Source organism: Variovorax sp. V118, from assembly GCF_041154445.1.
GTDB classification, from domain to species: Bacteria; Pseudomonadota; Gammaproteobacteria; order Burkholderiales; family Burkholderiaceae_C; genus Variovorax; species Variovorax boronicumulans.
Genome location: NZ_AP028663.1, coordinates 7,163,758 through 7,190,424, shown reverse-complemented (window position 1 = coordinate 7,190,424; position 26,667 = coordinate 7,163,758). Strand labels below are relative to the sequence as shown.

At 68.2% G+C, this 26,667-nt stretch carries 17 protein-coding genes; 13 read left to right on the top strand and 4 right to left on the bottom strand.

Annotation, left to right across the window (positions count from 1 at the left end; translation table 11 throughout):
• Window positions 1–64 precede the first annotated feature (64 nt).
• Window positions 65–1,162 (bottom strand): aminoglycoside phosphotransferase family protein, encoded by a 1,098-nt coding sequence (locus tag ACAM52_RS33585; RefSeq protein WP_369645709.1) that lies wholly within the window; start codon window positions 1,160–1,162, stop codon window positions 65–67.
• Window positions 1,163–1,294: 132 nt separating this feature from the next.
• On the opposite strand from ACAM52_RS33585, the gene ACAM52_RS33580 reads away from it, so the two are divergent.
• The 3 genes from ACAM52_RS33580 to rsmA are packed head-to-tail and all read left to right on the top strand — an operon-like array spanning window position 1,295 to window position 6,103.
• Window positions 1,295–3,886, top strand: a complete 2,592-nt coding sequence (locus ACAM52_RS33580) for an LPS-assembly protein LptD (protein ID WP_369645708.1) — start codon at window positions 1,295–1,297, stop codon at window positions 3,884–3,886.
• 19 nt (window positions 3,887–3,905) lie between these two features.
• The gene (locus tag ACAM52_RS33575) at window positions 3,906–5,309 is read left to right on the top strand and encodes a peptidylprolyl isomerase (protein WP_369645707.1); all 1,404 of its coding nucleotides are present in this window, start codon (window positions 3,906–3,908) and stop codon (window positions 5,307–5,309) included.
• Between the two features lie 26 nt (window positions 5,310–5,335).
• A complete protein-coding gene (gene rsmA / locus ACAM52_RS33570) occupies window positions 5,336–6,103 on the top strand; it encodes a 16S rRNA (adenine(1518)-N(6)/adenine(1519)-N(6))-dimethyltransferase RsmA (protein WP_369645706.1) in 768 nt (255 codons plus the stop codon).
• A 286-nt stretch (window positions 6,104–6,389) separates the two neighbouring features.
• On the opposite strand, the gene ACAM52_RS33565 is transcribed toward rsmA, so the two are convergent.
• The 3 genes from ACAM52_RS33565 to ACAM52_RS33555 all read right to left on the bottom strand — a co-directional run bounded on the left by ACAM52_RS33565 (window position 6,390) and on the right by ACAM52_RS33555 (window position 9,808).
• On the bottom strand, window positions 6,390–6,815 hold the full coding sequence (locus ACAM52_RS33565; protein WP_095747788.1) for a barstar family protein: 426 nt from the start codon (window positions 6,813–6,815) through the stop codon (window positions 6,390–6,392).
• A 50-nt stretch (window positions 6,816–6,865) separates the two neighbouring features.
• Window positions 6,866–7,279, bottom strand: coding sequence for a ribonuclease domain-containing protein (locus tag ACAM52_RS33560; RefSeq protein ID WP_056574987.1), 414 nt, complete (start codon window positions 7,277–7,279; stop codon window positions 6,866–6,868).
• A 180-nt stretch (window positions 7,280–7,459) separates the two neighbouring features.
• Window positions 7,460–9,808, bottom strand: coding sequence for an NADP-dependent malic enzyme (locus ACAM52_RS33555; RefSeq protein WP_369645705.1), 2,349 nt, complete (start codon window positions 9,806–9,808; stop codon window positions 7,460–7,462).
• Between the two features lie 176 nt (window positions 9,809–9,984).
• Between ACAM52_RS33555 and ACAM52_RS33550 the strand changes: the two genes are divergently transcribed.
• The 10 genes from ACAM52_RS33550 (at window position 9,985) to pbpC (ending at window position 26,628) form a co-directional block, all read left to right on the top strand.
• The gene (locus ACAM52_RS33550) at window positions 9,985–11,034 is read left to right on the top strand and encodes an SPFH domain-containing protein (protein ID WP_101490731.1); all 1,050 of its coding nucleotides are present in this window, start codon (window positions 9,985–9,987) and stop codon (window positions 11,032–11,034) included.
• A gap of 106 nt (window positions 11,035–11,140) precedes the next feature.
• Complete coding sequence (locus ACAM52_RS33545) at window positions 11,141–12,622, top strand: DUF4178 domain-containing protein (RefSeq protein ID WP_369645704.1); 1,482 nt, start codon at window positions 11,141–11,143, stop codon at window positions 12,620–12,622.
• Window positions 12,623–12,682: 60 nt separating this feature from the next.
• A complete protein-coding gene (locus tag ACAM52_RS33540) occupies window positions 12,683–12,901 on the top strand; it encodes a DUF350 domain-containing protein (protein WP_062473571.1) in 219 nt (72 codons plus the stop codon).
• An 11-nt stretch (window positions 12,902–12,912) separates the two neighbouring features.
• Window positions 12,913–14,454 carry a polyamine aminopropyltransferase gene (locus ACAM52_RS33535; protein ID WP_369647815.1) on the top strand — a complete coding sequence of 514 codons (1,542 nt, stop codon included), beginning with the start codon at window positions 12,913–12,915 and terminating at the stop codon, window positions 14,452–14,454.
• Window positions 14,455–14,571: 117 nt separating this feature from the next.
• The gene (locus ACAM52_RS33530) at window positions 14,572–16,182 is read left to right on the top strand and encodes an FAD-dependent oxidoreductase (protein WP_369645703.1); all 1,611 of its coding nucleotides are present in this window, start codon (window positions 14,572–14,574) and stop codon (window positions 16,180–16,182) included.
• Window positions 16,179–17,297 carry a saccharopine dehydrogenase family protein gene (locus ACAM52_RS33525; RefSeq protein ID WP_369645702.1) on the top strand — a complete coding sequence of 373 codons (1,119 nt, stop codon included), beginning with the start codon at window positions 16,179–16,181 and terminating at the stop codon, window positions 17,295–17,297. Before ACAM52_RS33530 ends, ACAM52_RS33525 begins: the two co-directional genes overlap by 4 nt.
• Window positions 17,294–17,680: a DoxX-like family protein gene (locus tag ACAM52_RS33520; protein WP_369645701.1), complete on the top strand. Its 387-nt coding sequence runs from the start codon at window positions 17,294–17,296 to the stop codon at window positions 17,678–17,680. The genes ACAM52_RS33525 and ACAM52_RS33520 overlap by 4 nt, the downstream gene beginning before the upstream one ends.
• Window positions 17,677–18,153: a DUF2269 family protein gene (locus ACAM52_RS33515; RefSeq protein ID WP_369645700.1), complete on the top strand. Its 477-nt coding sequence runs from the start codon at window positions 17,677–17,679 to the stop codon at window positions 18,151–18,153. The genes ACAM52_RS33520 and ACAM52_RS33515 overlap by 4 nt, the downstream gene beginning before the upstream one ends.
• Before the next feature lie 123 nt (window positions 18,154–18,276).
• Window positions 18,277–24,285: an alpha-2-macroglobulin gene (locus ACAM52_RS33510; protein ID WP_369645699.1), complete on the top strand. Its 6,009-nt coding sequence runs from the start codon at window positions 18,277–18,279 to the stop codon at window positions 24,283–24,285.
• 21 nt (window positions 24,286–24,306) lie between these two features.
• A complete protein-coding gene (pbpC, locus tag ACAM52_RS33505) occupies window positions 24,307–26,628 on the top strand; it encodes a penicillin-binding protein 1C (RefSeq protein ID WP_369645698.1) in 2,322 nt (773 codons plus the stop codon).
• Window positions 26,629–26,667: the final 39 nt, after the last annotated feature.

The window sequence follows — 26,667 nt, the reverse complement described above, 5'->3', positions numbered from 1 at the left end:
GCTGATGGCGCCCGTGGTGCGGGCGCTACAGCGATTTTCTTTTTCGGCTTTTTTCAGTTTCTCTTCAGACTCGGCCGTAGGCGAAGCCGGTCACGGCCGTGGTGCCCTCGACCTCGTCGATCACGCGCAGCAGCGGCTTCAGCTCGATGTAACGGCTGGCGGTGGCGCGGATGTAAGCGATGAAGCGAGGTGTGTCGGCCAGGTAGCGCGGCTTGCCGTCGCGCAGCGTGAGGCGCGCGAAGATGCCGGCCACCTTGAGGTGGCGCTGCAGACCCATCCATTCGACCGCGCGGTAGAAGGCGCCGAAGTCCTCGTCGACCGGCAGCCCGGCCTTGCGCGCGGCGGTCCAGTAGCGGATGGTGATGTCGAGCACGAACTCCTCGTCCCAGCTGAGGAAGGCGTCGCGCATCAGGCTGGCGATGTCGTAGGTGATCGGGCCGTAGACGGCGTCCTGGAAGTCGAGCACGCCCAGCGGCTGGCCGGCGTCGTCGCCCACCATCAGGTTGCGCGGCATGAAGTCGCGGTGCACGTAGACGCTCGGCGACGCGAGGTTGTTCTCGACGATCAGCGCGAAGGCGCGGTCCAGGCGCTCTTTCAGCTGGCCTTCCACGGCCACGCCGCGGTGCTTGCCGATGTACCACTCGGGAAAGAGCGCCAGTTCACGCTCGAGCAGGGCCCGGTCATAAGGCGGCAGCACGCCGGGCTTGGAGGCCTGCTGCCAGCGGATCAGCGCGTCGATGGCCAGGTCGTAGAGCGGCCGGTTGGCGTCCGGGCGGGCCGGGTCGATCACGTCCAGCATGGTCTGGCGGCCCAGGTCGTCGAGCAGCAGGAAGCCGTGGTCGCGGTCCCATTCGAGCACCTGCGGCGCCGTCACGCCGGCTTCGGCCATCAGCTGTGCCACCTGCACGAAGGGGGCGCTGTTTTCCTTGTCGGGCGGCGCATCCATCACGATGCGCGTGCGGCCGTCGGTGGTGTCGAGGCGGAAGTAGCGGCGAAAGCTGGCGTCGGCCGAGGCCAGCCGGACGGTGTCCGGGCGCAGTTGCCGGGTGTCGGCAATGCCGGCCAGCCAGCCCCGGAACGCTTCGGCCCGCTGCGGATCTGTCCAGAGAATGGCCTGGGCGGGGTGTGGGGTCGTGGACGCCGGGGTCGAAGGTGCTGTCATGGATAATCAATTCTACAAATCCGCCTGGCGCGGCACCCCTGCTCGAGGTCGATCCGACCGGGCGGGGTGGCTGCCGGACCCCGCAACCCGCCGGCTTGCCGCGCCGTCCCGACGATTTTTCGTTCCGAATCGATGCCTACGACCCCACGCGCTGCCTTGCGACGTTCGAGCCCGCCGCTGCCACTGGCCGTGCTGTCGCTGGCGCTGCTGCACGCGCATGGCGCCTTTGCCCAGCAAGCCGGTGTGCTTGAGGGACCGCTCACGCTGAAGCGCACGCCGCTGCTCACCGAGACGCTGACGCCCGTGCAACGCAGCCAGCTGCCCAGCCTCGTCACTGGCGACCGCATTTCCGGCCGCCCCGACCTCGAGACCGTGGTCGAGGGCAACGCCACGCTGCGCCGTGGCCCGCTCGCCATCACGGCCGACCGCCTCGAGTATTACCAGCCGGACGACCGCGCCAAGGCCACCGGCAACGTGCGGGTCAACCAGGCCGGCAACGTGTACGAGGGCCCCGAGCTGGAGCTCAAGCTCGAGACCTTCGAGGGCTTCTTCAACAACGTGCGCTACCGCTTCCTCGCGACCGGCGGCCACGGCGAGGCCGAGCGCATTGACTTCGTCGACTCCAACGTCTCGATCGCGCGGCGCGCCAGCTACACCACCTGCCGCCGCGAAGACTTCCCGGGCTGGATGCCGGCCTGGCTGCTGACCGCCGCCACGCTGACCACCGACACCGAGGAAAACGAAGGCGTCGCCATCGATGCGCGCATGAGCTTCATGGGCATCACGACGCCGCCGATCCCGCGCGTGACCTTCCCGCTGTCCAACGAACGCAAGAGCGGCCTGCTGCCGCCCACCATCGGGCTGGACAACACCAACGGCTTCGAGGTCGCGCAGCCCTACTACTGGAACATCGCGCCCAACCGCGACGCCACCTTCACGCCCACGCTGATGAGCAAGCGCGGACTCAACCTGGCCAGCGAATTCCGCTACCTCGAGAAGGACTACAGCGGCAGCATCCGCCTGGACCTGATGGGCAGCGACCGCCTCGTGGGCCAGCGCTACAACGAGGCGCGCGCCGAGCAGCTGCAGAAGCTGAACAACGGCGAGATCGCGCTCAAGGACCTGAACTTCGGCAAGCCGCCCGACAGCAGCAAGCGCTGGGGCCTGTGGCTCAACCATCGCCACGACTTCGACGCCAAGGCGCTGGGCCTGGACTCGCTGTCGGCCAGCCTCACGATCAACCGTGTCAGCGACAACGACTACTGGCGCGACTTCACGCGCACGCCGACGCTTGCGCAGCGCCAGCTGCCGAATGAGGGTGCGGTGAGTTGGACCAAGGGCGACTGGAGCGGCGCCGTACGTGCCCTGCGCTACCAGACGCTGCAGTACAACCTGTCGCCGGTCGTGCCCTCGTACGACCGCATGCCGCAGATCACGGCCAACTACGCCAAGTACGACTGGCACGGCTTCGACGTTTCGCTGAACACCGACTACTCGCGCTTTCGCGTCAACAGCATCCTGGCCGGCCAGCCTGGCTTCGATCTGCTCCAGCAGTCGCAGCCCGACGGTGATCGCGTGTTCGCGCAGGCGGCGATCAGCCGACCGTTCCTCACGCCGAGCTCCTTCGTCATCCCCAAGCTGCAGCTGCACGCGACCTCGTACAACTACTACCTGCCGCAGTCGTCCATTCCGAAGGTGTCGGTCAACGGCATCGACTACGTGAACGGGATGCCGTACAACCCGAGCCAGCTGTACTTCTTTCCGACCTCGTCGAACCGCGTCGTGCCGACCTTCAGCCTGGACAGCGGCCTGGTCTTCGAGCGCGACGCCAGCTACTTCGGCCGCGCCTTCCGCCAGACGCTGGAGCCGCGCGCGTACTACGTGTACACGCCGTACCGAAACCAGAGCATGCTGCCGAACTACGACTCGGCCGCCAACGACTTCAGCTTTGCGACCATCTACACCGAGAACGCGTTCTCGGGCGCGGACCGCATCTCGGACACCAACGCCCTCACGCTGGGCGTCACGTCCCGCCTGATCGACCCGGGCACCGGCGTGGAAGCCGTACGCTTCGGCATCGCGCAGCGCTTCCGTTTCGCTGACCAGAAAGTCACGCTGCCGGGCGTCGCGCCGGTCACCGACCGCACCAGCGACCTGCTGCTGGGCGCCCAGATCAACTGGACGCCCAAGTGGAGCCTGGACACGCTGCTCCAGTACAACCCCGATTCGCGCCGTTCCACGCGCAGCGCGATCAGCGCGCGATACAACCCGGGCCCGTACCGCAACCTCAGCGCTGCCTTCCGCTACCAGGCGCCGAGCACGCCCACGGCCACCGACGGCAACAAGTCGATCGACTTCGGCTGGCAATGGCCGCTCAACGACCTGTGGGGCGACAAGGGCAAGGACCTCGGGCCGGGCAAGGGCGAAGGCGGCGGACGCTGGTACGCCGTGGGCCGCCTGAACTACAGCCTGCAGGACAAGAAGCTCACGGACGGCGTGCTCGGGGTCGAGTACGACGGCTGCTGCTGGATCAGCCGCGTGGTGCTGCAGCGCATCACCACCGGCCAGGTGACGGCCAACACCCGCATCATGTTCCAGCTCGAATTCGTCGGTTTCTCCAGCATCGGGTCGAGCCCGATGCAGGCGCTGCGACAGAACATCCAGCGCTACCAGCCGCTGCGTCAACCGACCGAAGCCCCGAGCCGCTTCACCAATTACGATTGAAACGACGACCGTTCACGCCATGAAACACATCCGTTCCCTCATCACCCTGGGTTGCCTTGCGGCCATCGCCGCAACGGCCGGCGCACAGGGCTTTCGTTCCGGCAGCGGCATCACGGACATCATGCGTGCCGGTCCCCGGATCGTGCCGCCGGCGGCGCGCCCGGCCGGTCCCGCGGCGGCGCCGGTGCAGCGCGCGGCCGAGTACATCGTGGCGCTGGTCAACTCCGAGCCGATCACCAACACCGAGGTGCAGTCGCGTGTCACGCGGCTGATCCGCGAGAACCCGGACGCCGAGCGCGTGCCGCGCGCCGAGCTCACGCGCCTCGTGCTGGAGCGCCTGATCACCGAGCGCGCGCAGCTGCAGCTGGCGAAGGAAAACGGCATCAAGGTCGATGACGTGGCGATCGACCAGGCCGAGCAGACCGTGGCCCGCCAGAACGAGATCAGCCTCACCGAGCTGCGCAGCCGCGTGGCGGCCGAAGGCATCTCGCCGCGCGAATTCCGCAACGACCTGCGCGACCAGCTGCTGCTCACGCGCCTGCGCGACCGCGAGGTCGAGTCCAAGGTCAAGATCAGCGACATCGAGGCCGACGAGTACCTGCGCGAACAGCGCGAAAGCGCCGTCAAGAACAACGCCCTGCTCAACCTCAACATCGCCCAGCTGCTGGTGGCCGTGCCCGAGAACGCCACCGAGGCGCAGGTCGCGACCGCGCAGAAGAAGGCCACCGACCTTGCACAGCGCGCGCGCAGCGGCGAAGACTTCGCCAAGCTGGTGCGCGAGAACTCCGACTCGCCCGACCGTGCCAACGGCGGCGCGCTCGGCCTGCGCAGCGCCGACCGCTACCCGCCCGTGTTCGTCGAGGCCACGCAATCGACCGCGGTGAACGGCATCGCCGGGCCTGTGCGCTCGGGCGCCGGCTTCCACGTGCTCAAGGTGCTGACCAAGGCACAGGTGGGCTCGTCGGATGCGTCCATCACCCAGACCCAGGTACGCCACATCCTGCTGCTGAACGACCCCAAGCGCACGACCGCGCAGGCGGTGGCCCAGCTGCAGGAATTCAAGCGCCGCGTGCAGGCCGGCACCGCCGACTTCGCCGGCCTGGCGCGCGACAACTCGCAGGACGCGAGCGCCAAGGAAGGCGGCGACCTCGGCTGGTCGCGCCCCGGCCAGTTCGTGCCCGAGTTCGAGGAAGCCATGGACCGGCTCACGCCTGGCCAGATCAGCGACCCCGTGGTGTCGCGCTTCGGTGTCCACCTGATCCAGGTGGTCGGCCGCCGCGAAGCCAAGCTGAGCCAGTCGGAGCAGCGCGAAGCCGCGCGTGCCGCGCTGCGCGAACAGCGTGTCGAAGAAGCCTTCACCACCTGGGTGCAGGAAGTGCGCGCGCGCGCCTACGTCGAATACCGCGAGACGCCGCAGTCCTGATGGCAGCGGCAGCGCTCTAGGCCGCGATGGCACAGCACATTGCAAGAAAGCGGTTCGGACAGCACTTCCTGTCCGACGGCGGGATCATCGACGGGATCGTGCAGGCGATCGCGCCGCAGCCCGGCGATGCGATGGTCGAGATCGGGCCGGGGTTGGCGGCGCTCACGCAGCCGCTGGTCGAGCGGCTCGGCCGCCTGACGGTCATCGAGCTCGACCGCGACCTGGCCAAGCGGCTGCGCGAGCATCTGCAGCTCGACGTCATCGAGTCGGACGTGCTCAAGGTCGACTTCGCCGAACTCGCGGCCAAGGCCGAACCGAAGCCGCTGCGCGTGGTGGGCAACCTGCCCTACAACATCTCCACGCCGATCCTGTTCCACCTGCTGGGCTATGCCCACCTGATCGCCGACCAGCACTTCATGCTGCAAAAGGAAGTGATCGACCGCATGGTGGCCCGGCCCGCCACCTCGGACTACAGCCGCCTGAGCGTGATGCTGCAGTGGCGCTACGACATGGAGAACGTGCTGTTCGTGCCGCCCGAGAGCTTCGACCCGCCCCCGCGCGTGGACAGCGCCGTGGTGCGCATGGTGCCGCTCGCGCAGCCGCCGGTGGTCGATGCGGCACGGCTCGGCGAGATCGTGCAGGTCGCCTTCAGCCAGCGCCGCAAGATCCTGCGGCACACGCTGGGCAAGTGGCTCGGGGAGCACGGCTTCAGCGGCGAGTTCGACATCCAGCGCCGGGCCGAGGAGGTGCCGGTGGCCGAATACGTTGCACTGGCGCAGGCCGTTCCCCCATGAAAAAAAGCCCGTCGATGACGGGCTTTTTTTTGTGGCGGCGAGCGCTGCTGTTAAGCGGCGGCCAGCCAGTAGCCCGCGTTGAAGGGGCTGCTCATGCGCAGCGCCAGGGGCGACACGTCGACGAGCTTGTCGGTCGGCATTTTCTCGCCGGCCGGCTCGGTGCTGGCGGCGGGCGTGGCCGCAGCGGCTGCCGTGGCGGTGGTGTTGACTTCGATGCCATCGAGGGTTTCAGCGGTCGGCTGAGCCTCGTTCGCCCGTTCTGCTTGGCTGGTGGATGCAGAACGGGCTACAGAAAAGAATAGAAGCAGCGGAACGGGACCTTGCGATCGCCCCAGTAGTCCGAAGCGTCGCGGAAGATGTCGAGCAGTTGCTCGCGCGCTTCCTTGTCGAACTTGGCGTTGGCCGGGATCTGTTCGAGCACGATGACGAAACCAGGCTGCGGGCCCGATTTATGCAACGGGTCGGTCATGCAGTCGTACAGCGCGTCGAAGTTCTTGCCGAAGTGCGCCGGGAAGGTGAACTGCTGGGCAATCAGGTCGAGCACGTCCTGCTTGGTCTGGGCGTTGCCCAGGTTGGCGTACAGGAAGTGCTGGCCGGCCGCGTTGGCGGCATCCTGCAGGTCGTTCACGCGGAACGCGCGGATCGATTGCACGATGTTCGGGCGTACGGCTCGAAGGGATAAGGTCATATCCGCTGGTCTTTCCATAGTCATCATCATCTCGTCGGGGCGCTTCGGGGCGCCGCTCAGGTCGTTGTCATCGCTCATGGCGCAATCCGTCTGAAACTCGCATAGTGGTCCGCCGTGTACCAGCAGGCTTCGGGCGCCGTGCGCTGCTCGCCACCGCAAACGATTCGCCGGGCACCGCGGTTGCGCGCGCCGGGCGTTGGCACCGTGTATTCGCGGTAATGCCCGCGGCGTGCCGCTGGCAGGATGCGTTCGCGATTGCCGAATACCGTGCCGTCTTTGTCGTACCGGAAGGGGCCACCGTCAAGGATGGCCTGGTAGGTTCGCTGGCCCTGGACCGGCAGATCGGTCAGGGCAATCGATGCCTCGGAGGACGTTTTGTCGGCGCCGAACCATCCGCGGGCCTCGGCCCCCGTCGTCAGAGCCACCAGCATCAAGCTGGTGAGCGCAAACTTAGTGACAGAGGACGTGATCGAGGCGTAAGCCGCCATGGGGCACCACAAGAAAAGAGCGGGGGGTTTGAATTGCGCTCAACCTCGGGGTTAACCCGCAAATTCAAGCCCGCGAGTGTGCACCACGCTGGCGAAAATAGCAAGCGACTGCCCAAAGTTTGAGCAGTCGCGGGGGCAGAAAGCGACGCCTTAAGTTGGCGTCCACTCTCGCCAAATGGCCTATCTCTCGGCGTTTGCGTCGGCCACTGTCAAGGCTGTCATGTTCACGATGCGGCGAACAGTCGCGCTCGCCGTGAGAATGTGCACAGGTTTGGCCGCGCCGAGCAGAACCGGGCCGATGGCGATGTTGCCGCCGGCCGCGGTCTTGAGCAGGTTGTAAGAAATGTTGGCCGCGTCGATGTTGGGGAACACCAGCAGGTTGGCGTCGCCCGCGAGCGCGCTGTGCGGCATGACGACCGCGCGCTGCTTGCTGTCCAGCGCCACGTCGCCGTGCATTTCGCCGTCCACCTCGAGCCAGGGCGCCTGCACGCGCAGCAGGTCGAGCGTCTTGCGCATCTTGACGGCGCTGGGCTCGTTGCTGGTGCCGAAGTTGGAGTGCGACAGCAGCGCGGCCTTCGGCTTGAGGCCGAAACGCATCATTTCCTCGGCCGCCATGGTCGTGATCTCGGCCAGTTCCTCGGGCGTCGGGTCGTAGTTGACGTGCGTGTCGACCAGGAACACCTGGCGGTCGGGCAGCAGCAGGCCGTTCATGCAGGCGTACACCGGCACGTCCTGCGGGGTGCTGGCGCAGCCGCCGGGGCGCTTGCCGATCACCTGGTCGATGTAGTGCAGGTGGATCAGCGTGGTGCCCCAGGTGCCGCAGATCATGCCGTCGACCTCGCTCTTGTGCAGCAGCATGGCGCCGATCAGCGTGAGGCGGCGGCGCATCTCGATCTTGGCGGTCTGTACCGTCTGGCCCTTGCGCTCGGTCATGCGGTGGTAGGTCTGCCAGAAGTCGCGGTAGCGGTGGTCCTGCTCGACGTTGACGACGTCGTAGTCAAGCTCTTCCTTCAGGCGCAGGCCGAATTTCTCGATGCGCTGGGCGATGATGGCCGGACGGCCGATGAGCGTCGGGCGCGCCAGGCCTTCGTCCACCACGATCTGCGCGGCGCGCAGCACGCGTTCTTCCTCGCCTTCGCAATACGCCACGCGCTTCTTCGGCGCGCGCTTGGCGGCGTCGAAGATCGGCTTCATGGTGGTGCCCGAGGCGTAGACGAAGCTCTGCAGCTTGTCGCGGTAGGCGTCCAGGTCCTTGATGGGACGCAGCGCCACGCCGCTTTCCTCGGCCGCCTTGGCCACGGCCGGCGCGATCTTCATCATCAGGCGCGGGTCGAAGGGCTTCGGAATCAGGTATTCGGGGCCGAAGCTCAGCTTTTCACCGGCGTAGGCGGCGGCCACGCGCTCGCTCTGCTCGGCCTGGGCCAGCTCGGCGATGGCGTGCACCGCGGCAATCTCCATCTCGTCGGTGATGGTGGTGGCGCCCGAGTCGAGTGCGCCGCGGAAGATGTACGGGAAGCACAGGACGTTGTTGACCTGGTTCGGGTAATCGGTGCGGCCCGTGGCCATGATCACGTCGTTGCGCACCGCATGGGCGTCTTCGGGGGCGATCTCGGGGTTCGGGTTGGCCAGCGCGAAGATCACCGGCTTGGGCGCCATCTTCGCGACCATGTCAGGCTTGAGCACGCCGCCGGCCGACAGGCCGAGGAACACGTCGGCGCCGGCGATCACTTCCGACAGCTTGCGCATGTCGGTCTTTTGCATGTACTGGCGCTTGTCGTCGTCCATCAGCTCTTCGCGGCCTTCGTAGACCACGCCGGCCAGGTCGGTGACGAACACGTTTTCGCGCTTCAGGCCCACCTTGAGCAGCAGGTTCAGGCAGGCCAGCGCCGCGGCGCCCGCGCCCGAGGTGACCAGCTTCACTTCGGCGATGTTCTTGCCGGCCACCTTCAGGCCGTTCAGCATGGCGGCCGCCACGGTGATGGCCGTGCCGTGCTGGTCGTCGTGGAACACCGGGATCTTCATGCGCTTGCGCAGCTCGCGCTCGACGTAGAAGCAGTCCGGGGCCTTGATGTCTTCCAGGTTGATGGCGCCGAAGGTGGGCTCCAGCGAGGCGATGATCTCGACCAGCTTGACCGGGTCCTTCTCGTCGATCTCGATGTCGAACACGTCGACGCCGGCGAATTTCTTGAAGAGAACGCCCTTGCCTTCCATCACCGGCTTGGAGGCCAGCGGGCCGATGTCGCCCAGGCCCAGCACGGCGGTGCCGTTGGAAATGACACCCACGAGGTTGCCGCGCGAGGTGTACTTGAAGGCGTTGGCCGGGTCCTTGACGATTTCCTCGCAGGGTGCGGCCACGCCGGGCGAGTAGGCCAGCGACAGGTCGCGCTGGTTGACCATCTGCTTGGTCGCCGCGATGGCGATCTTGCCGGGGACGGGAAACTCGTGGTACTCGAGGGCGGCACGGCGCAACAGGGCGCGCTTGTCTTCCGGGGTGGGGGTCGAAGGGGACGATGCGGTCGAATCGGACATGTGCCGTTGCTCCTGGTGGCGCTTCTTCTGGGGGCGCCGATTGTAGACCTCGGTCCATTCCGCCCTACGTCGCATGGCCGGTGGCAGGCATGACCAAAAGCACGGGGCGCCGTCAAGGCCCTGTGGCAATATGTGCGGCTGGGACAAAACCCGACAACATCTCGAGAGGAACGACCATGGCCCTGATGGATTTCATCAAGAAACAGTTCATCGACATCATCCAGTGGACCGAGTCCGGCGATGGCACGCTGGCCTGGCGTTTCCCGATGGCCGAGATGGAAATCCAGAACGGCGCCTCGCTCACCGTGCGCGAGTCGCAGATGGCCGTGTTCGTCAACGAAGGCCAGGTGGCCGACGTGTTCGGCCCCGGCATGTACAAGCTCACGACGCAGACGCTGCCCGTGCTCACGTACCTGAAGAACTGGGACAAGCTCTTCGAATCCCCCTTCAAGAGCGACGTCTATTTCTTCAGCACGCGCCAGCAGGTCGACCAGAAGTGGGGCACGCCCCAACCGATCACGATCCGCGACAAGGACTTCGGCGCCGTGCGCCTGCGCGCCTTCGGCAACTACAGCTTCCGCATCGGCGACCCGAAGCTGTTCCACACCGAAATCTCCGGCACGCGCGACATCTACTCCGTGGCCGACCTCGACGGCCAGCTGCGCGGCCTGGTGCTGCAGAACATCAGCAACGCCATCGCCTCCAGCGGCCTGCCCTTCCTCGACCTGGCGGCCAACCAGATCCAGTTCGCGACCGCGCTGGCCACCCAGCTGGTGCCCGAGTTCGAGAAGATCGGCATCAAGCTCGAGAACATCACGGTCCAGAACGTCTCGCTGCCCGAAGAGCTGCAGAAGATCCTCGACCAGAAGATCGGCATGGGCATGGTCGGCAACGACATGGGCAAGTTCATGCAGTACCAGACGGCGCAGGCCATTCCCAAGTTCGCCGAAGGCGCAGCCGGTGGCGGCGGCATCGCGGGCGACGCGATGGGCTTGGGCGCCGGTGTGGCGCTCGGCCAGGTGCTGGCGCAGAACCTCGCACAGGGCCTGAGCCCCAATGCGGCAGCCCAGGCCGCGGCCACGACGCAGCAGCCGGCCGTGGCCGTGGTGAGCGCCGCCGACGTGATGACCACGCTCGAGAAGCTCGGCGAACTCAAGACCAAGGGCATCCTCACGCAGGAAGAGTTCGACGCCAAGAAGGCCGAACTGCTGAAAAAGCTCGTCTGATTCGTCGCAATGTTTTCGATAGCGACTGACGCCCGCCCAGCGGGCGTCAGAGGCCTTTTGGGCTTGAATCATTCGTGGCCGGCCGCGCCATCGCACCCGGTGCGCCATGGCTGAGGAAACCGGCTCCCAACGCTACTACCGCGCGCCCTGCCCCGGCTGCGGCGCGCCGGTCGAATTCCGCTCGGCGCAATCGACGCACGCGGTCTGCCCGTATTGCCAGAGCACCGTCGTGCGCCAGGGCGACACGCTCGCGCGCACCGGCAAGATGGCCGAGCTGTTCGACGACTTCAGCCCGCTGCAGCTGTTCGCCGCCGGCCGCATCCAGGACAAGCCCTTCACGCTGATCGGCCGGCTGCAGTACACCTACCCCGGCGGGCGCTGGACCGAGTGGATCGCCGCGCTCGACGGCGACCGCACCGGCGTCCTCAGCGAGGACAACGGCGCCTACGTCTTCGCGCTGCCCTTCGACCTGCAGCGCGCCGCGCCGCCGCCGGCCGACCTGCGCGTGGGCGCCACCACCGCCTTCGCGGGCCAGAGCTACACCGTCGCTTCCAACGAGCAGGTGGCGCTGACCTCCGCGCAGGGCGAGTTGCCGCACCTGCCCGAGCTCGGCCAACCGTTCGCGATGGTCGAGCTGCGCAACGACAAGGGGCTGGTGCTCAGCATCGACTACGGCACCGCCGCGCCCACCGCGTACCTCGGGCGCTCGGTGCAGCTGGACGATCTGCAGCTCACTGGCCTGCGCGACGAATCCGCGAAGGACGAAAAGGGCCGCAGCTTCAACTGCCCCAACTGCGGCTCGCCCGTCACGGTCAACCTGGCCGACAGCAAGAGCATCACCTGTGGCTCGTGCAACAGCATCATCGACCTGTCGCAAGGCATCGGCGGCGAACTCAAGCACGCCGAGCAGAACGAGCCGGTGCGCCCGCTCATCGCGCTGGGCAGCGTAGGCCAGCTGCAGGGCGCGCAGTGGCAGGTGGTGGGCTTCCAGCACCGCATGGGCCAGGAGCCCGGCGACGACGAGCAGTTCGGCTGGGACGAGTACCTGCTGTACAACAAGAAGCGCGGCTTCAGCTTCCTGGTCGATGCCGAAGACGGCTGGAGCATGGTCAAGCCGACCACCGGCGCGCCCGTGATGGCCGAGAACGGCACCACCGCCACCTACCTCAACAAGCGCTACCAGCAGCAGTACGCCTACAACGCCGAGACCACCTACGTGGCCGGCGAGTTCTACTGGCAGGTCGAGCGCGGCCAGAAGACCTTCAACCGCGACTTCGCCAGCGGCGGCGCGCTGCTCTCGATGGAGCGCTCGGCCAACGAGCTGACGTGGTCCTCGGGCAGCAAGATCGACAGCGGCGCCGTAGCCACGGCCTTCAAGCTCGACGCCAAGAAAGACCTGTTCTCGCGCGGCGACGCGCTGCCCGTGAGCGCCGCGTCGGGCATGGGCTGCGGCACGATCATCCTCGTCATCGTGGTCATCCTCTTCGTGCTGATCATGATGAGCAACTGCAGCGGCGGCTCCTCGAGCGGGTACCGCAGCTCGGGCGGTTCGTACGGCGGCTACTCGAGCGGCGGCGGCCACAAATGACGAAGATCGCGCGCAGGCGCTCTCTTGTTTCTCTCTTTATTGCTACGACTGGAGGTCCCCATGGGAATTGAATGGCTGAAACCGGGCGTGGTCCTCGGATCGCTCGTGTATGCGCTGATCGGCGTGGTGGTCTTCTGGATCTGCTTCTTGATCATCGACAAGATCACCCCCTATGACCTGTGGGGCGAGATCGTCGAGAAGCAGAACAGGGCGCTGGCGCTCGTCGTGGCCGCCATGTGCCTCGGCATCAGCGTCATCGTCGCCGCAGCCATCCATTGAGCGACGCGGCCCTGCCCGCGCGCACCCCGGATGCGCGGGGGGCGCAACCCGTGGAGATCGCGCTGCTCGCCAGCGTGTTCGTCGTCGCGGCCTGCGGCCTCGTCTACGAACTGAGCGCGGCCGCGCTGAGTTCCTACCTGCTCGGCGACTCGGTGCTGCAGTTCAGCACCATCATCGGCACCTACCTGTTCGCCATGGGCGTCGGCTCGTGGCTCTCGCGCTACTTCGACCGGCAGCTGCCGGCGCACTTCCTTCGCATCGAACTGCTCGTGGCGCTGATCGGCGGCGCGCTGCCGGCGATCCTGTTCCTGGCCAACGCCTACGTGCCGGGCGCGTTCCGGCTGCTGCTGTACGGCCTCGTGGTGGTGGTGGGCACGCTGGTGGGGCTCGAGATCCCGCTGGTGATGCGCATCCTCAAGCGCAACATCGTGCTCAAGGACCTCGTGTCGCAGGTGCTGACCTTCGACTACCTGGGCGCGCTCGCCGTGTCGGTCGCGTTCCCGCTGATCCTCGTGCCGCAGCTGGGCATGATCCGCACCGGCCTGCTGTTCGGCGTGATGAACGCCGCGGTGGCTGTGTGGGCGCTGTGGCTATTCCGCCATGAACTGCGCCGCGCCGGCGCGCACGCGGTGGCCTGCTTTCTCACGCTGGGCGCGCTCATCGGCGCCTTCTGGGGCGCCGACCACATCACCACGCTGGCGGAAGACAAGTTCTACCAGGACCGCATCGTCTTCAGCGCCAGCTCGCCCTACCAGCGCATCGTGGTCACGCGCGGCGCGCTCGGCCACCGGCTGTTCCTCAACGGCAACCTGCAGTTCGCCGAGCGCGACGAGTACCGCTACCACGAGGCGCTGGTGCACCCTGCCATGGCCGCGCACGGCGCGCCCAAGAAAGTCGCCGTGCTCGGCGGTGGCGACGGCATGGCGGTGCGCGAGATCCTCAAGTACCCCTCGGTCGAGTCGGTCACGCTGGTGGAGCTCGATCCGAACATGACGCAGCTCTTCACCACGCACGAGACGCTGGCCGCGCTCAACGGCCACGCGCTCTCGTCGCCGAAGGTGAAGGTCGTCAACACCGACGCGTTCCAGTGGCTGCAGCAGGAGGGCGACACCTTCGACGTCATCGTGGTCGACTTTCCCGATCCCACCAACTTCGCCATCGGCAAGCTCTACACCAACAGCTTCTACGCGCTGCTCGACCGGCGCCTGTCGGCCAGCGGCTACGCCGTGATCCAGACCACCTCGCCGCTGGTGGCGCGCAAGAGCTACTGGACCGTGGCGAGCACCATCGAGTCGGTCGGCCTGAAGGCCACGCCGTACCACGCGCACGTGCCCAGCTTCGGCGAATGGGGCTACATCATCGCGAGCCACCGGCCCTACCGGCTGCCCGATGCGCTGCCGGGCGGCATGCGCTTTCTCACGCCGGCGACGCTGCCTTTGATGTTCGACTTTCCGCTCGACATGGCGCGCGTGCCGACCGAAGTGAACCGCCTGTCGAACCAGACCCTTGTCACCACCTACGAACAGGAGTGGGGCAAGGTCATGGCGCACTGATATGGCTCGCCCCCAGGCTGCGCGCACTTCGTGTCGCTTCGCCAACCCCCTACCGGGGGCAACACCTGCGGCCCGGCAAAGCCGGTTCCGCGGTGTTCCACGAAGGAACCGTGTGCCATGAGGCGCCGTGGCTTTCTTGGCGTCGCTGCCGGTGCAGGCGCCCTGGCGCTGGCCGGCTGCGAGGCGCCACCACCGCCCATCGAAGGTGGCTTCACCGGCATCGATGTCGCGCGCGGCCACGCGATGCGCGACGCCACGCTCAAGTCGCAGGCCCCGGCCACCGTCAAGCGCACCCGCGTCGTCATCGCCGGCGGCGGTGTTGCCGGCCTGGCGGCCGCACGCGCGCTGCGCCTCGCGGGCATCGACGACTTCGCGCTGCTCGAAATCGAAGACGCCGCCGGCGGCAACGCGCGCGGCGGCGTGGTCGGCGGCATCGCCTGCCCGCTCGGCGCGCACTACCTGCCCACGCCCGGCGACGACGCGCACGAGGTGCAGGACCTGCTCGAAGAACTCGGCCTGCGCCGCCGCGTGGCCGGCCGCTGGACCTACGACGAGCGCCACCTCTGCCACAGCCCGCAGGAGCGCCTCTTCTTCCGCGGCGAATGGCAGGACGGGCTGCTGCCCGTGCACGACGTGGGCGCCGGCACGCAGGCGCAGTACCGCCGCTTCGCACAGCGCATCGACGCGCTGCAGCACGCCGCCCACTTTGCCATTCCCACGCTGCGCTTCGCCGTCACGCCCGAGCTGCTCGCGCTCGACGCCCTGCCCTTCGCGGGCTGGCTCGACCGCGAAGGCTTCGACGACGCCCACCTGCGCTGGTACCTCGACTACTGCTGCCGCGACGACTACGGCGCCGGCATCGCGCAGGTGTCGGCCTGGGCCGGCATCCACTACTTCGCAAGCCGGCACGGCTTCCATGCGCCCGGTGACGCGAGCGGGAGCGTCAACGACAGCAACCCCGACCGCGACGGCGTGCTCACCTGGCCCGAAGGCAACGGCTGGCTCACCAAGCAGCTGGCCGCGCCGCTGGGCGAGCGCCTGCACACCGGCCAGGTCGTCACGCGCATCGCCGAAGGGCGTGCGGGCGTCGAGGTCGATGCATGGGATGCCGCGTCGAAATCGATGGTGCGCTGGCAGGCCGAGCGCTGCATCGTCGCGCTGCCCGTGTTCATCGCCGCGCGCGTGGTCGAGAACCCGCCGTCGCTGCTGACCAGCGCTGCCGCGCACATGCGCTACGCGCCGTGGCTGGTCGCCAACGTGCACCTGCGCGGGCCGCTGGCCGACCGCGTCGGCGCTGCGCCGAGCTGGGACAACGTGATCTACGGCACGCGCGGCCTTGGCTACGTCGATGCGCGCCACCAGACGCTCGACCCCACGCCGCGCGGCACCGTGCTCAGCTGGTACCGCCCGCTGGGCCCGAGCGGCTACGACACCGGCGACGGCCGCCAGCTGCTGCTCGAGCGTCCGTGGACCGCATGGCGCGACGAGCTGCTGGCCGAGCTGTCGGTGCCGCACCCCGACCTGCCCGCGCTCGCCACGCGCGTCGAGATCACGCGCTACGGACACGCCATGTCGATCCCGCGACCCGGGCTGCTCGCGCAGATCGGCGCGCACGGCGACCGCGTGGCCGCGGGCCGGCTGTCGTTCGCGCACGCTGACTGGTCGGGCTATTCGATCTTCGAGGAAGCCTTCACGCGCGGCCACATCGCCGGAGCCAACGTCGCATGAAGACGCTGGTGCTCGGCGGCTACGGCAACTTTGGCGCGCGCATCAGCCGCGCGCTGGCGCAGGACCCGGGCATCGAGTTGTGGGTTGGCGGGCGCGACCTCGAACGGGCCACGGCCTTTGCGCAATCGCTGGGCGGCAGTGCACGCGGTGTGCGCGTCGATGCGCAGTCGCCCGATCTCGCGCGGGGGCTGGGCTTCCTGGGCGTCGACCTCGTCATCCACACCGCCGGCCCGTTCCAGGGCCAGGACTACCGCGTGCCGCAGGCCGTGGCGGCCGCCGGCGCGCACTACATCGACCTGGCCGACGGCCGGCGCTTCGTCTGCGACTTTCCCGCCGCGATGGACGCGGCCTTCCGCCGTGCGGGCCGCAGCGCCGTGACCGGCGCCAGCACCGTGCCGGCGCTGTCGTCGGCGGTGGTCGATCACCTCGCCGCCGGTTGGCAAGGCATCCGCAGCATCGACATCTGCATCGCGCCGGCACAGGGCGCGCCGCGCGGCGAAGCCACGCTCGCGGGCGTGCTCGCCTACTGCGGCGCGCCGATCCGCGTCTGGCAGGGCGGCCGCTGGACCGAGCAGCCCGGCTGGGCCCATCCCGCGAAGGTGCAGTTCGCCCGCATGAAGCCGCGTCGCGGCGCCTTGTGCGACATCCCCGACCTCGAGCTCTTTCCCGCGCGCTACGCCGGCGTGCAGTCGGTCATGTTCCGCGCCGCACTCGAAGTCGGCCTGACCCAGCAGGTCTTCGCCTTCCTGGCGTTCCTGCGTCGCACAGGCCTGCTGCGCGCACCGCAGAAGCTGGCGCCGCTGCTGCACGCGACGGGCGGTGTGTTCGATGCGTTCGGCACCGCGCTGGGCGGCATGGTGGTGCGCGTCGAAGGCACCGATGCACACGGCGTCATCGCGCGCCGCGCCTGGCACATCGCGGCCGACGACAACCACGGCCCCGAGATTCCCTGCATGGCCGCCATCCTGCTGGCCCGGCGGCTCGCGCGCGGCGAGGCGTTGCCGGTGGGCGCGCACGCCTGCGCCGGCCTGCTCACGCTGCCCGAGTTCGACCCCGAGTTCGCGCGCTGGGGCATGGTGACGGATGTGATCGACGAAGGGGCGCCCACGCCATGACGCGCCCTGCTGCTGTCGACGGCGACGACCGCCTGCTGCGCCTGAGCCTCATCGCCGTCTGGCTCTTCACCGCCGTCGCCAGCATCGTCGAACTCGACGGCCAGAGCCGCCGCGTGCTGGCCGACGCAGGCATCGCCTCGCCGCCGTGGCTGGTGCAGGCGCTGATCGTCGGTGGCGCGGCGGCCGATCTTGCGATCGGCCTGGCGCTGTGGCTGCGACCCGGCCGCACCGTCTACCTGGCCGCCTTCGCGTTGATGCTCGCCATGACGCTCGTGGCGACCGCGCTGCAGCCGGACCTGTGGCTGCACCCGCTGGGCCCGCTGCTCAAGAACCTGCCCATCGCCGCGCTGCTCTGGCACCTGCATCGACGCGCCACGCCATGAACACCTACCTCGTCCTCAAGTGGCTGCACATCGTCTCCAGCGTGCTGATGGTCGGCACGGGGTTGGGGTCGGCCTTCTACATGTTCTTTGCCAACCGCAGCGGCAGCGTGCCGGCGCAGGCGGTGGTGAGCCGGCTGGTGGTGCGGGCCGATTGGTGGTTCACCACGCCCACCGTCATCCTGCAGCCGGTCACCGGCTTCGCGCTGGCGCACCTGGCGGGCTGGCCGCTGTCGACGCCGTGGCTGGCGCTGTCGCTGGGGCTGTTCGCGTTCGCGGGGGCGTGCTGGCTGCCGGTGGTGTGGCTGCAGATCCGCATGGCGGCCCTGGCGGGGCAGGCGCATCGCGAGGACACCGCGCTGCCGTCGCTGTATCTGCGCTACCAGCGCTACTGGGAACTGCTGGGCTATCCGGCCTTCGTGGCCATGGCCGTCGTGTTCTGGCTGATGGTGAACAAGCCCGCACTTTCGTTCTGACGTTCGAGACGGGCCGGTGCGCGGGCCCTGTGCGGTTTTCACGCAGACTTCACACACAGCGCCATGGCTTCACAGACCGGGCAGAGACTGTCAGGCGCCAACAAAAACATCGGGGGAGCGTCCATGCTTCAAGTTGCCAATCGAAAACTCGCGTCGCTCAGCGACGTGCTCTTCACCGGGCTGGGCCGTGTGCTCGGGTTCCTGCGTCCGCTGGCACGCGGACTCATCGGTTCCTGGCGACCCCCGGGGTGGCTGCGCATCGTGGGCGCCTTTCTTCTCTTCGGGCTGCAGTGGTTGCAGCAACGGCTGGCCTGGGTGGTGCTGCTGGCGCTGCTGGTGCTGGCCGGCTGGTTCGCGAGCCCGCATGTGCTGAAGTGGTGGCACGGCCTCACGCCCGACCGCGTCGAGCCCGTCGTTTCCACCGCCCAGATCGTGCCGCCGCCGCGCACGCAGATCGAAAACGACAAGGGGCCCAACCCGGTCGTCATCAACTTCTCCGCCTCGGTCGCGCCCATCGCGCGCATCGGCCAGGAGGCGACCGGCGTCACCATCGAGCCAGCCATCGCCGGGCGCTGGTCGTGGAGCAGCCAGAAGAAGCTCGAATTCCTTCCCGCGCAGGATTGGCCGGTCGGCCAACCCTACAAGGTGCAGCTGGCGAAGGACGCGCTCGCGCCGCACATCGAGATCGAGCAGCGCAAGTACGAGTTCACCTCGCCCGAATTCAGCGCGCGCATCGCGGGCGCGGAGTTCTACCAGGACCCGGTGCAGGCCAACGTGCGGCGCGCGCTCTTCCAGGTGCGCTTCTCGCACCCCGTCAACACGGCAGAGTTCGAAAAGCGCCTGGTGCTGACCTATGACCAGGCCTGCGGCACCTCGATCTTCAGCGTGGGCAAATGCGCGAGCGAGAAGTTCACCGTCAGCTACGACAAGCTGCGCCTCACCGCCACCCTCCAGTCCGAGCCGCTGCCCATTCCCGAGAAGACACGCCCCGTGGTGCTCAGCCTCACGTCCGGCGCGGTCGCGCAGAAGGGCGGCCCCGGCCAGCGCAACGACATCTCGCGCGCGGTCGACATCCCCGGCCTCTTCAGCCTCGACATCTCGAGCATCGACCCCACCATCGTCACGGGCGAGAACGGCGAGCCCGAGCATGTGATGCACGTCACCGCCTCGATGCCGGTCCACGAGCGCGAAATGGCGCGCGTGGTGCAGGCCTGGCTGCTGCCCGCCACGGAAGAAGCCAAGGGCGACCCGGAAGAAAAGTTCGACTGGTCCGCCGACCCCGCGAAGGTCACCGACGCCGTGCTGCGCCGCGCGAAGAAGATCAACCTGCAGCCCATCGCCAGCGAGCGCGAAGTGACCGAGATGGTCAGCTTCCGCCTCCCGCAAGCCGAGGGCGGCCGCTACCTGCTGGTGCGCGTGGCCAAGGGCCTGAAGACGCCGGGCGGCTACCAGCTCGGCGCGGCGCGGCAGGACGTTCGCCTGCTCAAGACCTTCGCGCCCGAGCTCACCATCATGAGTCAAGGCTCGCTGCTCGCACTTTCCGGTGAGCGCAAGCTGCCGATCCTGGTGCGCGACCTGCCCGGCATCCGCCTGGAAATCGGACGCCTGCTGCCGCAGCAGTTGCAGCACCTGGTCACGCAGACCAACGGCGACTTCGCGCATCCGCAGTTCAACGGCGGCCTGCAGTCGGACAACCTCGTCGACCGCTTCCAGAAGGAAATTCCGCTCAGCATCCCCGCCGGCAAGGCGCACTACGAGACCGTCGACTTCGCGCAGTACCTGCGCAGCGATGTGGCCGACCGCCGCGGCGTGTTCCTGCTCAAGGTGCAGGGCTACGACCCCAAGGCCAAGAAGAAAGCCGAAGGCGATGCCACGCAGGCGCAGCCCGAAGAAGAGCAGCAGGAAGAACAGCCCTCGGAAGGCGAAGGCGACCCCGAAAGCGGCAACCCCGAAGACCAGAAGGACCAGCGCCTGGTGCTCGTCACCGACCTGGGCATCGTCGCCAAGAAATCGCTCGACGGCACGCGCGACGTGTTCGTGCAGAGCATCGCCAACGGCCAGCCGGTGGCCGGCGCACTGGTCGAGGTGTGGGGCCGCAACGGCATGATCGTCGCGTCGCAATCCACCGACGCCACGGGCGCTGCCAAGTTGCCCAACCTCGCCGGCTACCAACGAGAGAAGGCGCCTGTGGTGCTGGTGGTGCGCAAGGACGGCGACCTGAGCTTCCTGCCCTTCAACCGCAGCGACCGCACGCTCGACATCTCGCGCTTCGACGTCGGCGGCCTGCGCGCGGCCGGCGTGCCGAACCAGATGACCGCCTACGTGTTCAGCGACCGCGGCATCTACCGCCCGGGCGACACCATGCACATCGCGATGATGGTCAAGGCCGGCAACTGGGCCACGTCGCTGCGCGACCTGCCGCTCGAAGCCGAGATCATCGACGCGCGCGGACTCAGCGTGCGCCGCGAGAAGCTCAAGCTCGGCCCCGGCGGCGCGGCGGAAATCGCCCACGCCACGCAGGACACCTCGCCCACCGGCAACTACACCGTCAACCTCTACCTGCCGCGCGAATCCTCGCCCGGCAACCCCGAGGTGCAGGGCCTGCTCATCGGCAGCACCACGGTGAAGGTGCAGGAGTTCCTGCCCGACCGCACCAAGGTCGTCGCCAAGCTCAGCAGCGAAGTGGCGGAAGGCTGGGTCAGGCCCAAGGACCTGAAGGCGCTCATCGACGTGCAGAACCTCTTCGGCACGCCCGCGCCCGACCGCAAGGTCGAGGGCACGCTCACGCTGAGCCCGGCCTTCCCGGTGTTCCGCGCGTTCGCCGACTACGCCTTCTTCGATCCACAGCGCGCCACCGAGAAGCAGGTCGACGACCTGGGCAGCGTGCAGACCAGCGCCGAAGGCAAGGCCGAGTTCGACCTGCGCCTCTCGCGCTTCGATGCGGCGACCTACCAGGTGCACGTGCTCGCGAAGGCCTTCGAGCCCGAGGGCGGGCGCAGCGTCTCGGCCGAGGCGCAGACGCTGGTGAGCGACATGCCCTACCTCGTGGGCGTGAAGGTCGATGGCGATACCGGCTACGTGAGCAAGGGCGCCGCGCGCAATGCCACCGTGATCGCGATCGACCCGCAGGCGAAGAAGACGGCCGTGGACGCCCTGAAGGTCGAGCGCGTGGAGCGCAAGGTGCTGTCGGTGCTCGTGAAGCAGGACAACGGCCTCTACCGCTACGAGTCGCGCAAGAAGGAAATCGTGATCGACGAGAAGCCGCTGGCCATCGTCGCGGCCGGCAACATCATTGCGCTGAACACCTCCACGCCCGGCAACTTCGCCTACGTGGTGCGCAATGCCGGCGGGCTGGAGCTGAACCGCGTCGAGTACAGCGTGGCGGGCAACGCGAACGTCTCGCGCTCGCTGGACCGCAACGCCGAACTGCAGCTCACGCTCGACCGCAAGGACTACGAGCCGGGCCAGGAGATCGAGGTGAGCATCCGCGCGCCGTACGTGGGCGCAGGCCTCATCACCATCGAGCGCGACAAGGTCTACGCCCACGCATGGTTCAAGACCGACAAGACCGCCTCGGTGCAGAAGATCGTGCTGCCCAAGGACTTCGAGGGCACCGGCTACATCAACGTGCACTTCGTGCGCGACCCGGCCTCGGACGAGGTCTACATGAGCCCGCTGTCGTACGGCGTCATTCCCTTCGCCACCAGCCTGGCCAAGCGCACCGCCAACCTGCAGCTCACCAGCAGCGAACTCGTGAAGCCCGGGCAGACGGTGAAGATGAAGCTCACCAGCGACAAGCCCACGCGCGCCGTGCTGTTCGCGGTGGACGAAGGCATCCTGCAGGTGGCGCGCTACAAGACGCCCGATCCGCTCAAGCACTTCTTCCAGAAGCGCGCGCTCGAAGTTGGCACCTTGCAGACACTCGACCTGATCCTGCCGGAGTTCAAGAAGCTCATGCAGGGTGCCGCCCCCGGCGGCGACGGCGAAGGCGAACTGGGCAAGCACCTGAATCCGTTCAAGCGCAAGCGCGACAAGCCGGTGGCCTACTGGTCGGGGCTGGTCGATGTGAACGGCAGCCGCGAGTTCAGCTACACCGTGCCCGAGAGCTTCAACGGCAGCCTGCGCGTGATGGCCGTCGCGGTGAACGACGAGACCACCGCCGCCAAGAGCACCCGCACCGTGGTGCGCGGCGACATGGTGATATTGCCGAACGCGCCGCTCGCGATGGCGCCCGGCGACACCGTCGAAGTGGGCGTGGGCCTCGCGAACAACATCGTGGGCTCGGGCAAGGACGTGCCCATCGCGCTCACGCTCACCGCCTCGGGCGGCCTCGAAGTGGTGGGCGATGCGACGCAGACGCTCAAGGTCAACGAGCGCGGCGAAGCGAGCACCAGGTTCAACGTGCGCGCCAAGCCGGGCGAACAGGCGGTGCTGGGTTCATCGGCGCTGGTGTTCACCTCGACGCACAAGACCTTCAGTGCGCGTCTCTCGACCGAAGTGAGCGTGCGGCCTGCGTCGCCGTTCGTCACGCTGGTGCAGGCGGGCAGCTTCCAGCGCGCGGGCGAGCTGAGCAGCAAGGCCGACCTGTACCCGAACTTCCGCAAGAGCGACGTCGCGGTGTCCGCCGCGCCGTGGGCCTTCGCGACCGGCCTCATGCAGTACCTGGAGGTGTACCCGCACGGCTGCACCGAGCAGATCACGAGCCAGACCTTCCCGGCCGTGCTGCTTTCGAGCCGCCCCGAGCTGGTCAAGGAAATGGCGCGCGGCCGCACCCCCGAGCAGGGCCCGATGCCCGAGGCGCGCAAGACCTTCGAGCGCTACCTCGTGCAGCTGCGCGCACGGCAGACGGCCGACGGCGGCTTCTCCCTGTGGCCTGGCGCGGGCACCGATGCCTTCGCCACGCTCTACGCGGTGCACCTGCTCATCGAAGCCAAGGACCACAAGCTGCCCGTGCCGCAAGACCTGCTACAGAAGGCGAACACCTACCTGCAGGGCTGGCCCGGCAGCGGCGACACCTCGCTCGACGGCTGGCGCCAGCGCACGCAGGCGGCCTACCTGCTCACGCGCCAGGGCATCATCGCGCCGGCCGCACTGGCCAACCTGCGCGAAGCCTGGCGCAACAAGCAGACCCAAGGCTGGAGCGACGACCTGGGCGCCGTGTACCTCGCCGCGAGCTACCAGCTCGTGAAGCAGGAGCAAGTGGCCAACGAGCTGCTCAACCCGGTGTGGTCCGACCTGCTCGCGCGCACCGAGAAGAAGCAGCGCCGCAACGTGTGGGGCGCGTACTACGACCCGCTGGTGCATGACAGCATGACGCTGCACCTGGTGGGCCGCCACTTCCCTTCGCGCCTGAAGACGCTGAAGCCCGACGCGTGGGAAGGCATGGGCGCGATGGTGCGCGACGGCTGGTACAACAGCCTGTCGTCGGCCTCGATGCTGCTCGCGGTCGATGCGTACTTCGAAGCGGTGGCGCAGAACGCCGAGGGCAAGCTCACGGCGCAGAGCGTCAACGCGCAAGGGCAGGCCGCGGCACTCGCGCTGGGCTCGGTGAACCCGATCACGCGTGCCGCGGTGCCCGCCGGCACGGCCAAGCTCAAGCTGTCGAACGACAGCGACTTCAACCTGTACTACAGCTGGGCCGAACAGGGCTTCGAGCGCAACGTGCCCACCACGCCGGTGAACCAGGGCCTGGAGATCTTCCATGAAGTGCTCGACGCCAAGGGCAACCCGATCACCAAGGCGAAGCTTGGCGAAGAGGTCACCGTGCGGGTGCGCGTGCGCAGCCTGGAGCGCGCACAGCTGAACGACGTGGCGTTGGTCGACCTGCTGCCCGGCGGCCTGGAGCCGGTGTTGCAGGCCGTGGGCGACGACGAGGAAGCCAATGCCGATGCACCGATCTGGAAGAAGCGCCTCGGCGGTGGCGGTTCGTGGAAGGTGCAGTACGCCGACATCCGCGAAGACCGCGTGGTGTTCTACGGCACCGTCGACAAGAACCTGCTCGAAGTGACCTACAAGGCGCGCGCCACCAACGTCGGCGACTTCGTGGTGCCCGCGGCGTATGGCGAGGCGATGTACGACCGGCGGGTGTATTCGCGCTCGGCGGGTGCGCGTTTCCAGGTCGTCGCGAACTGACGCCAGGCAGCGGAGGCCGTCATGCGCTTCAGCGTGAAGTTGGGAAGGCTGCGCAAGCCTGCGCTGTGGGCGCTGGCGGTTGCTCTCCTGCTCGCGCTGCTGCGTCTCTGGCCGCACGCGCCCCTCAGCGAAACCGTCGGCAGCTCGCGCGCCGTGTACGCGCAGGGTGGTGAACTCTTGCGCCTCACCCTCGCAAGCGACGAGCAATACCGCCTCTGGGTGCCGCTCGACCGCATCTCGCCGACGCTGGTCGATGCAGTGCTGCTGTACGAAGATCGCCGTTTCTACGCGCACCCCGGCGTCAACCCCGCCGCGCTCGTGCGCAGCGCGTGGCGCATTGCGAGCGGCGAGCGCAGGCAGGGCGGCTCGACGCTCACGATGCAGCTCGCGCGGCGCGTCTACGGCATCGACAGCCGCACGGTCATGGGCAAGATCGCGCAGATCGGCGCGGCGCTCTGGCTCGAAGCGCGCTTCAGCAAGCGCGAGATCCTCGAGGCGTACCTCAACACCGCGCCCTACGGCGGCAACATCGAAGGCGTGCAGGCCGCGAGCCTCATCTACTTCCGCAAGGACGCCGCCAAGCTCAGCCTGCCCGAGGCGCTGACGCTCGCGGTGATTCCGCAGAACCCCGTCAAGCGCATTGCCGAGCGCGGTCGCAATGCCGAGCTGCAGTCGGCACGCGAACGCCTGTGGGCGCTGTGGGCCGAGCGCGATCCGACCGCGAAGCAGCATGCGCCCGATGCGCAACTCGCGCTCTCGGCACAGTCGCGCGGCAGCCTCCCCTTTCTCGCGCCGCACGCCACCGACATGCTGCTTGCGCAGGAACGCGGTGTGCAGGAAGTGCGCACCACCATCGACTTGCGCATGCAGGCCACGCTCGAACGCGTGATGAGCCAGTACCTGCGCACGCACGCCGACGTCGGCATGACCAACGCGAGCGCGCTGCTGCTCGACGCTTCGACCATGCAGGTGCGCGCGCTGATCGGCTCGGCCGACTGGCACAACGACGCCATCGCCGGGCAGGTCAACGGAACGCAGGCCAAGCGCTCGCCGGGGTCCACGCTCAAGCCCTTCATCTACGCACTCGCGCTCGACCAGGGTCTGCTGCATCCGAAGACGATGCTGAAGGACGCGCCGACCTCCTTCGGCCCCTACACACCCGAGAACTTCGACCACCGCTTCGCCGGCCCGCTGCCTGCGCAGGAAGCGTTGATCCGCAGCCGCAACATCCCCGCGGTGGCCGTCGCCGCGAAGCTGTCGAAGCCGGGGCTCTACGACTTCATGCGGCTTGCGGGCGTGCAAAAGCTGCAGAGCGAATCGCACTACGGCCTCGCGCTGGTGCTGGGCGGCGGCGAAGTCACGCCCGAGGAGCTCGCGGGCCTCTACGCCACGCTCGCGAACGGCGGCATCTCGCAGCCGCTGCGCTACACGCAGCCCGCGCCCGACGAGCGGCCGGTGCAGCCGTTGCGCCTCTTGAGCGAAGAGGCCTCGTTCATCACGCTCGACATGTTGCGCCACACGCCGCGCCCCGACACCACGCTGCCCGCGCGCCCGGCCATCGCGTGGAAGACGGGCACGTCGTGGGGCTTTCGCGATGCATGGACCGCGAGCGTGTTCGGTCGCCATGTGCTGGTGGTGTGGGTCGGCAACTTCGATGGCACGAGCAACCCCGCGCTGGTGGGCGTCGATGCGGCCGCGCCGCTGTTCCTGCGCATGGTCGATGCGCTGCGCGCGGAGCGGCTCGATCCCGGCGAGATCGCGACGCGCCAGCCGGCGGACCTGCGCCAGGTCGAGGTGTGCACCGCGACGGGCGGACTGCCCGATGCGCTGTGCCCGGTGCGCACCACCACATGGTTCATCGCCGGCAAGTCGCCGATCCAGGTGAGCAACCTGCACCGTGCCGTGTGGGTCGATGAAACGACCGGCAAGGTGGTGTGCGGGCCGCAGCCCAACGCGCGCCAGCAGGTGGTCGAGCAATGGGGCAGCGACATGCGGCGGCTGTTCCGCCAGGCGGGCCTGCCGCGCGCGAGCCTGCCGACCGACGGCTGCGAGAAGGGCGAGTCTTCGGAGACGGCGCCGCTCATCACCTCGCCCTTGCGCGGCGTGCGGCACACGCTGCGTGTGAAGAAGCCGGAGCCGCTCGTGCTGCGCGCCGAAGCGGCGGCGGGCACGCAGACGATCTACTGGTTCGCCGATGACGCGCTGGTCGGCAAGGCCGCGCCCGGGGAAGGCATCACCTGGATGCCCGACATGGCCGACTCGGGTCGGCGCTACGTGCTGCGCGCGGTCGATGACCAAGGCCGCGCCGAGTCGCGTGAAGTGACGGTGGACATCGCACCTTGAGCTGAGCGGATGTCACGGCGGCGTCACGCCTGCCCGGCA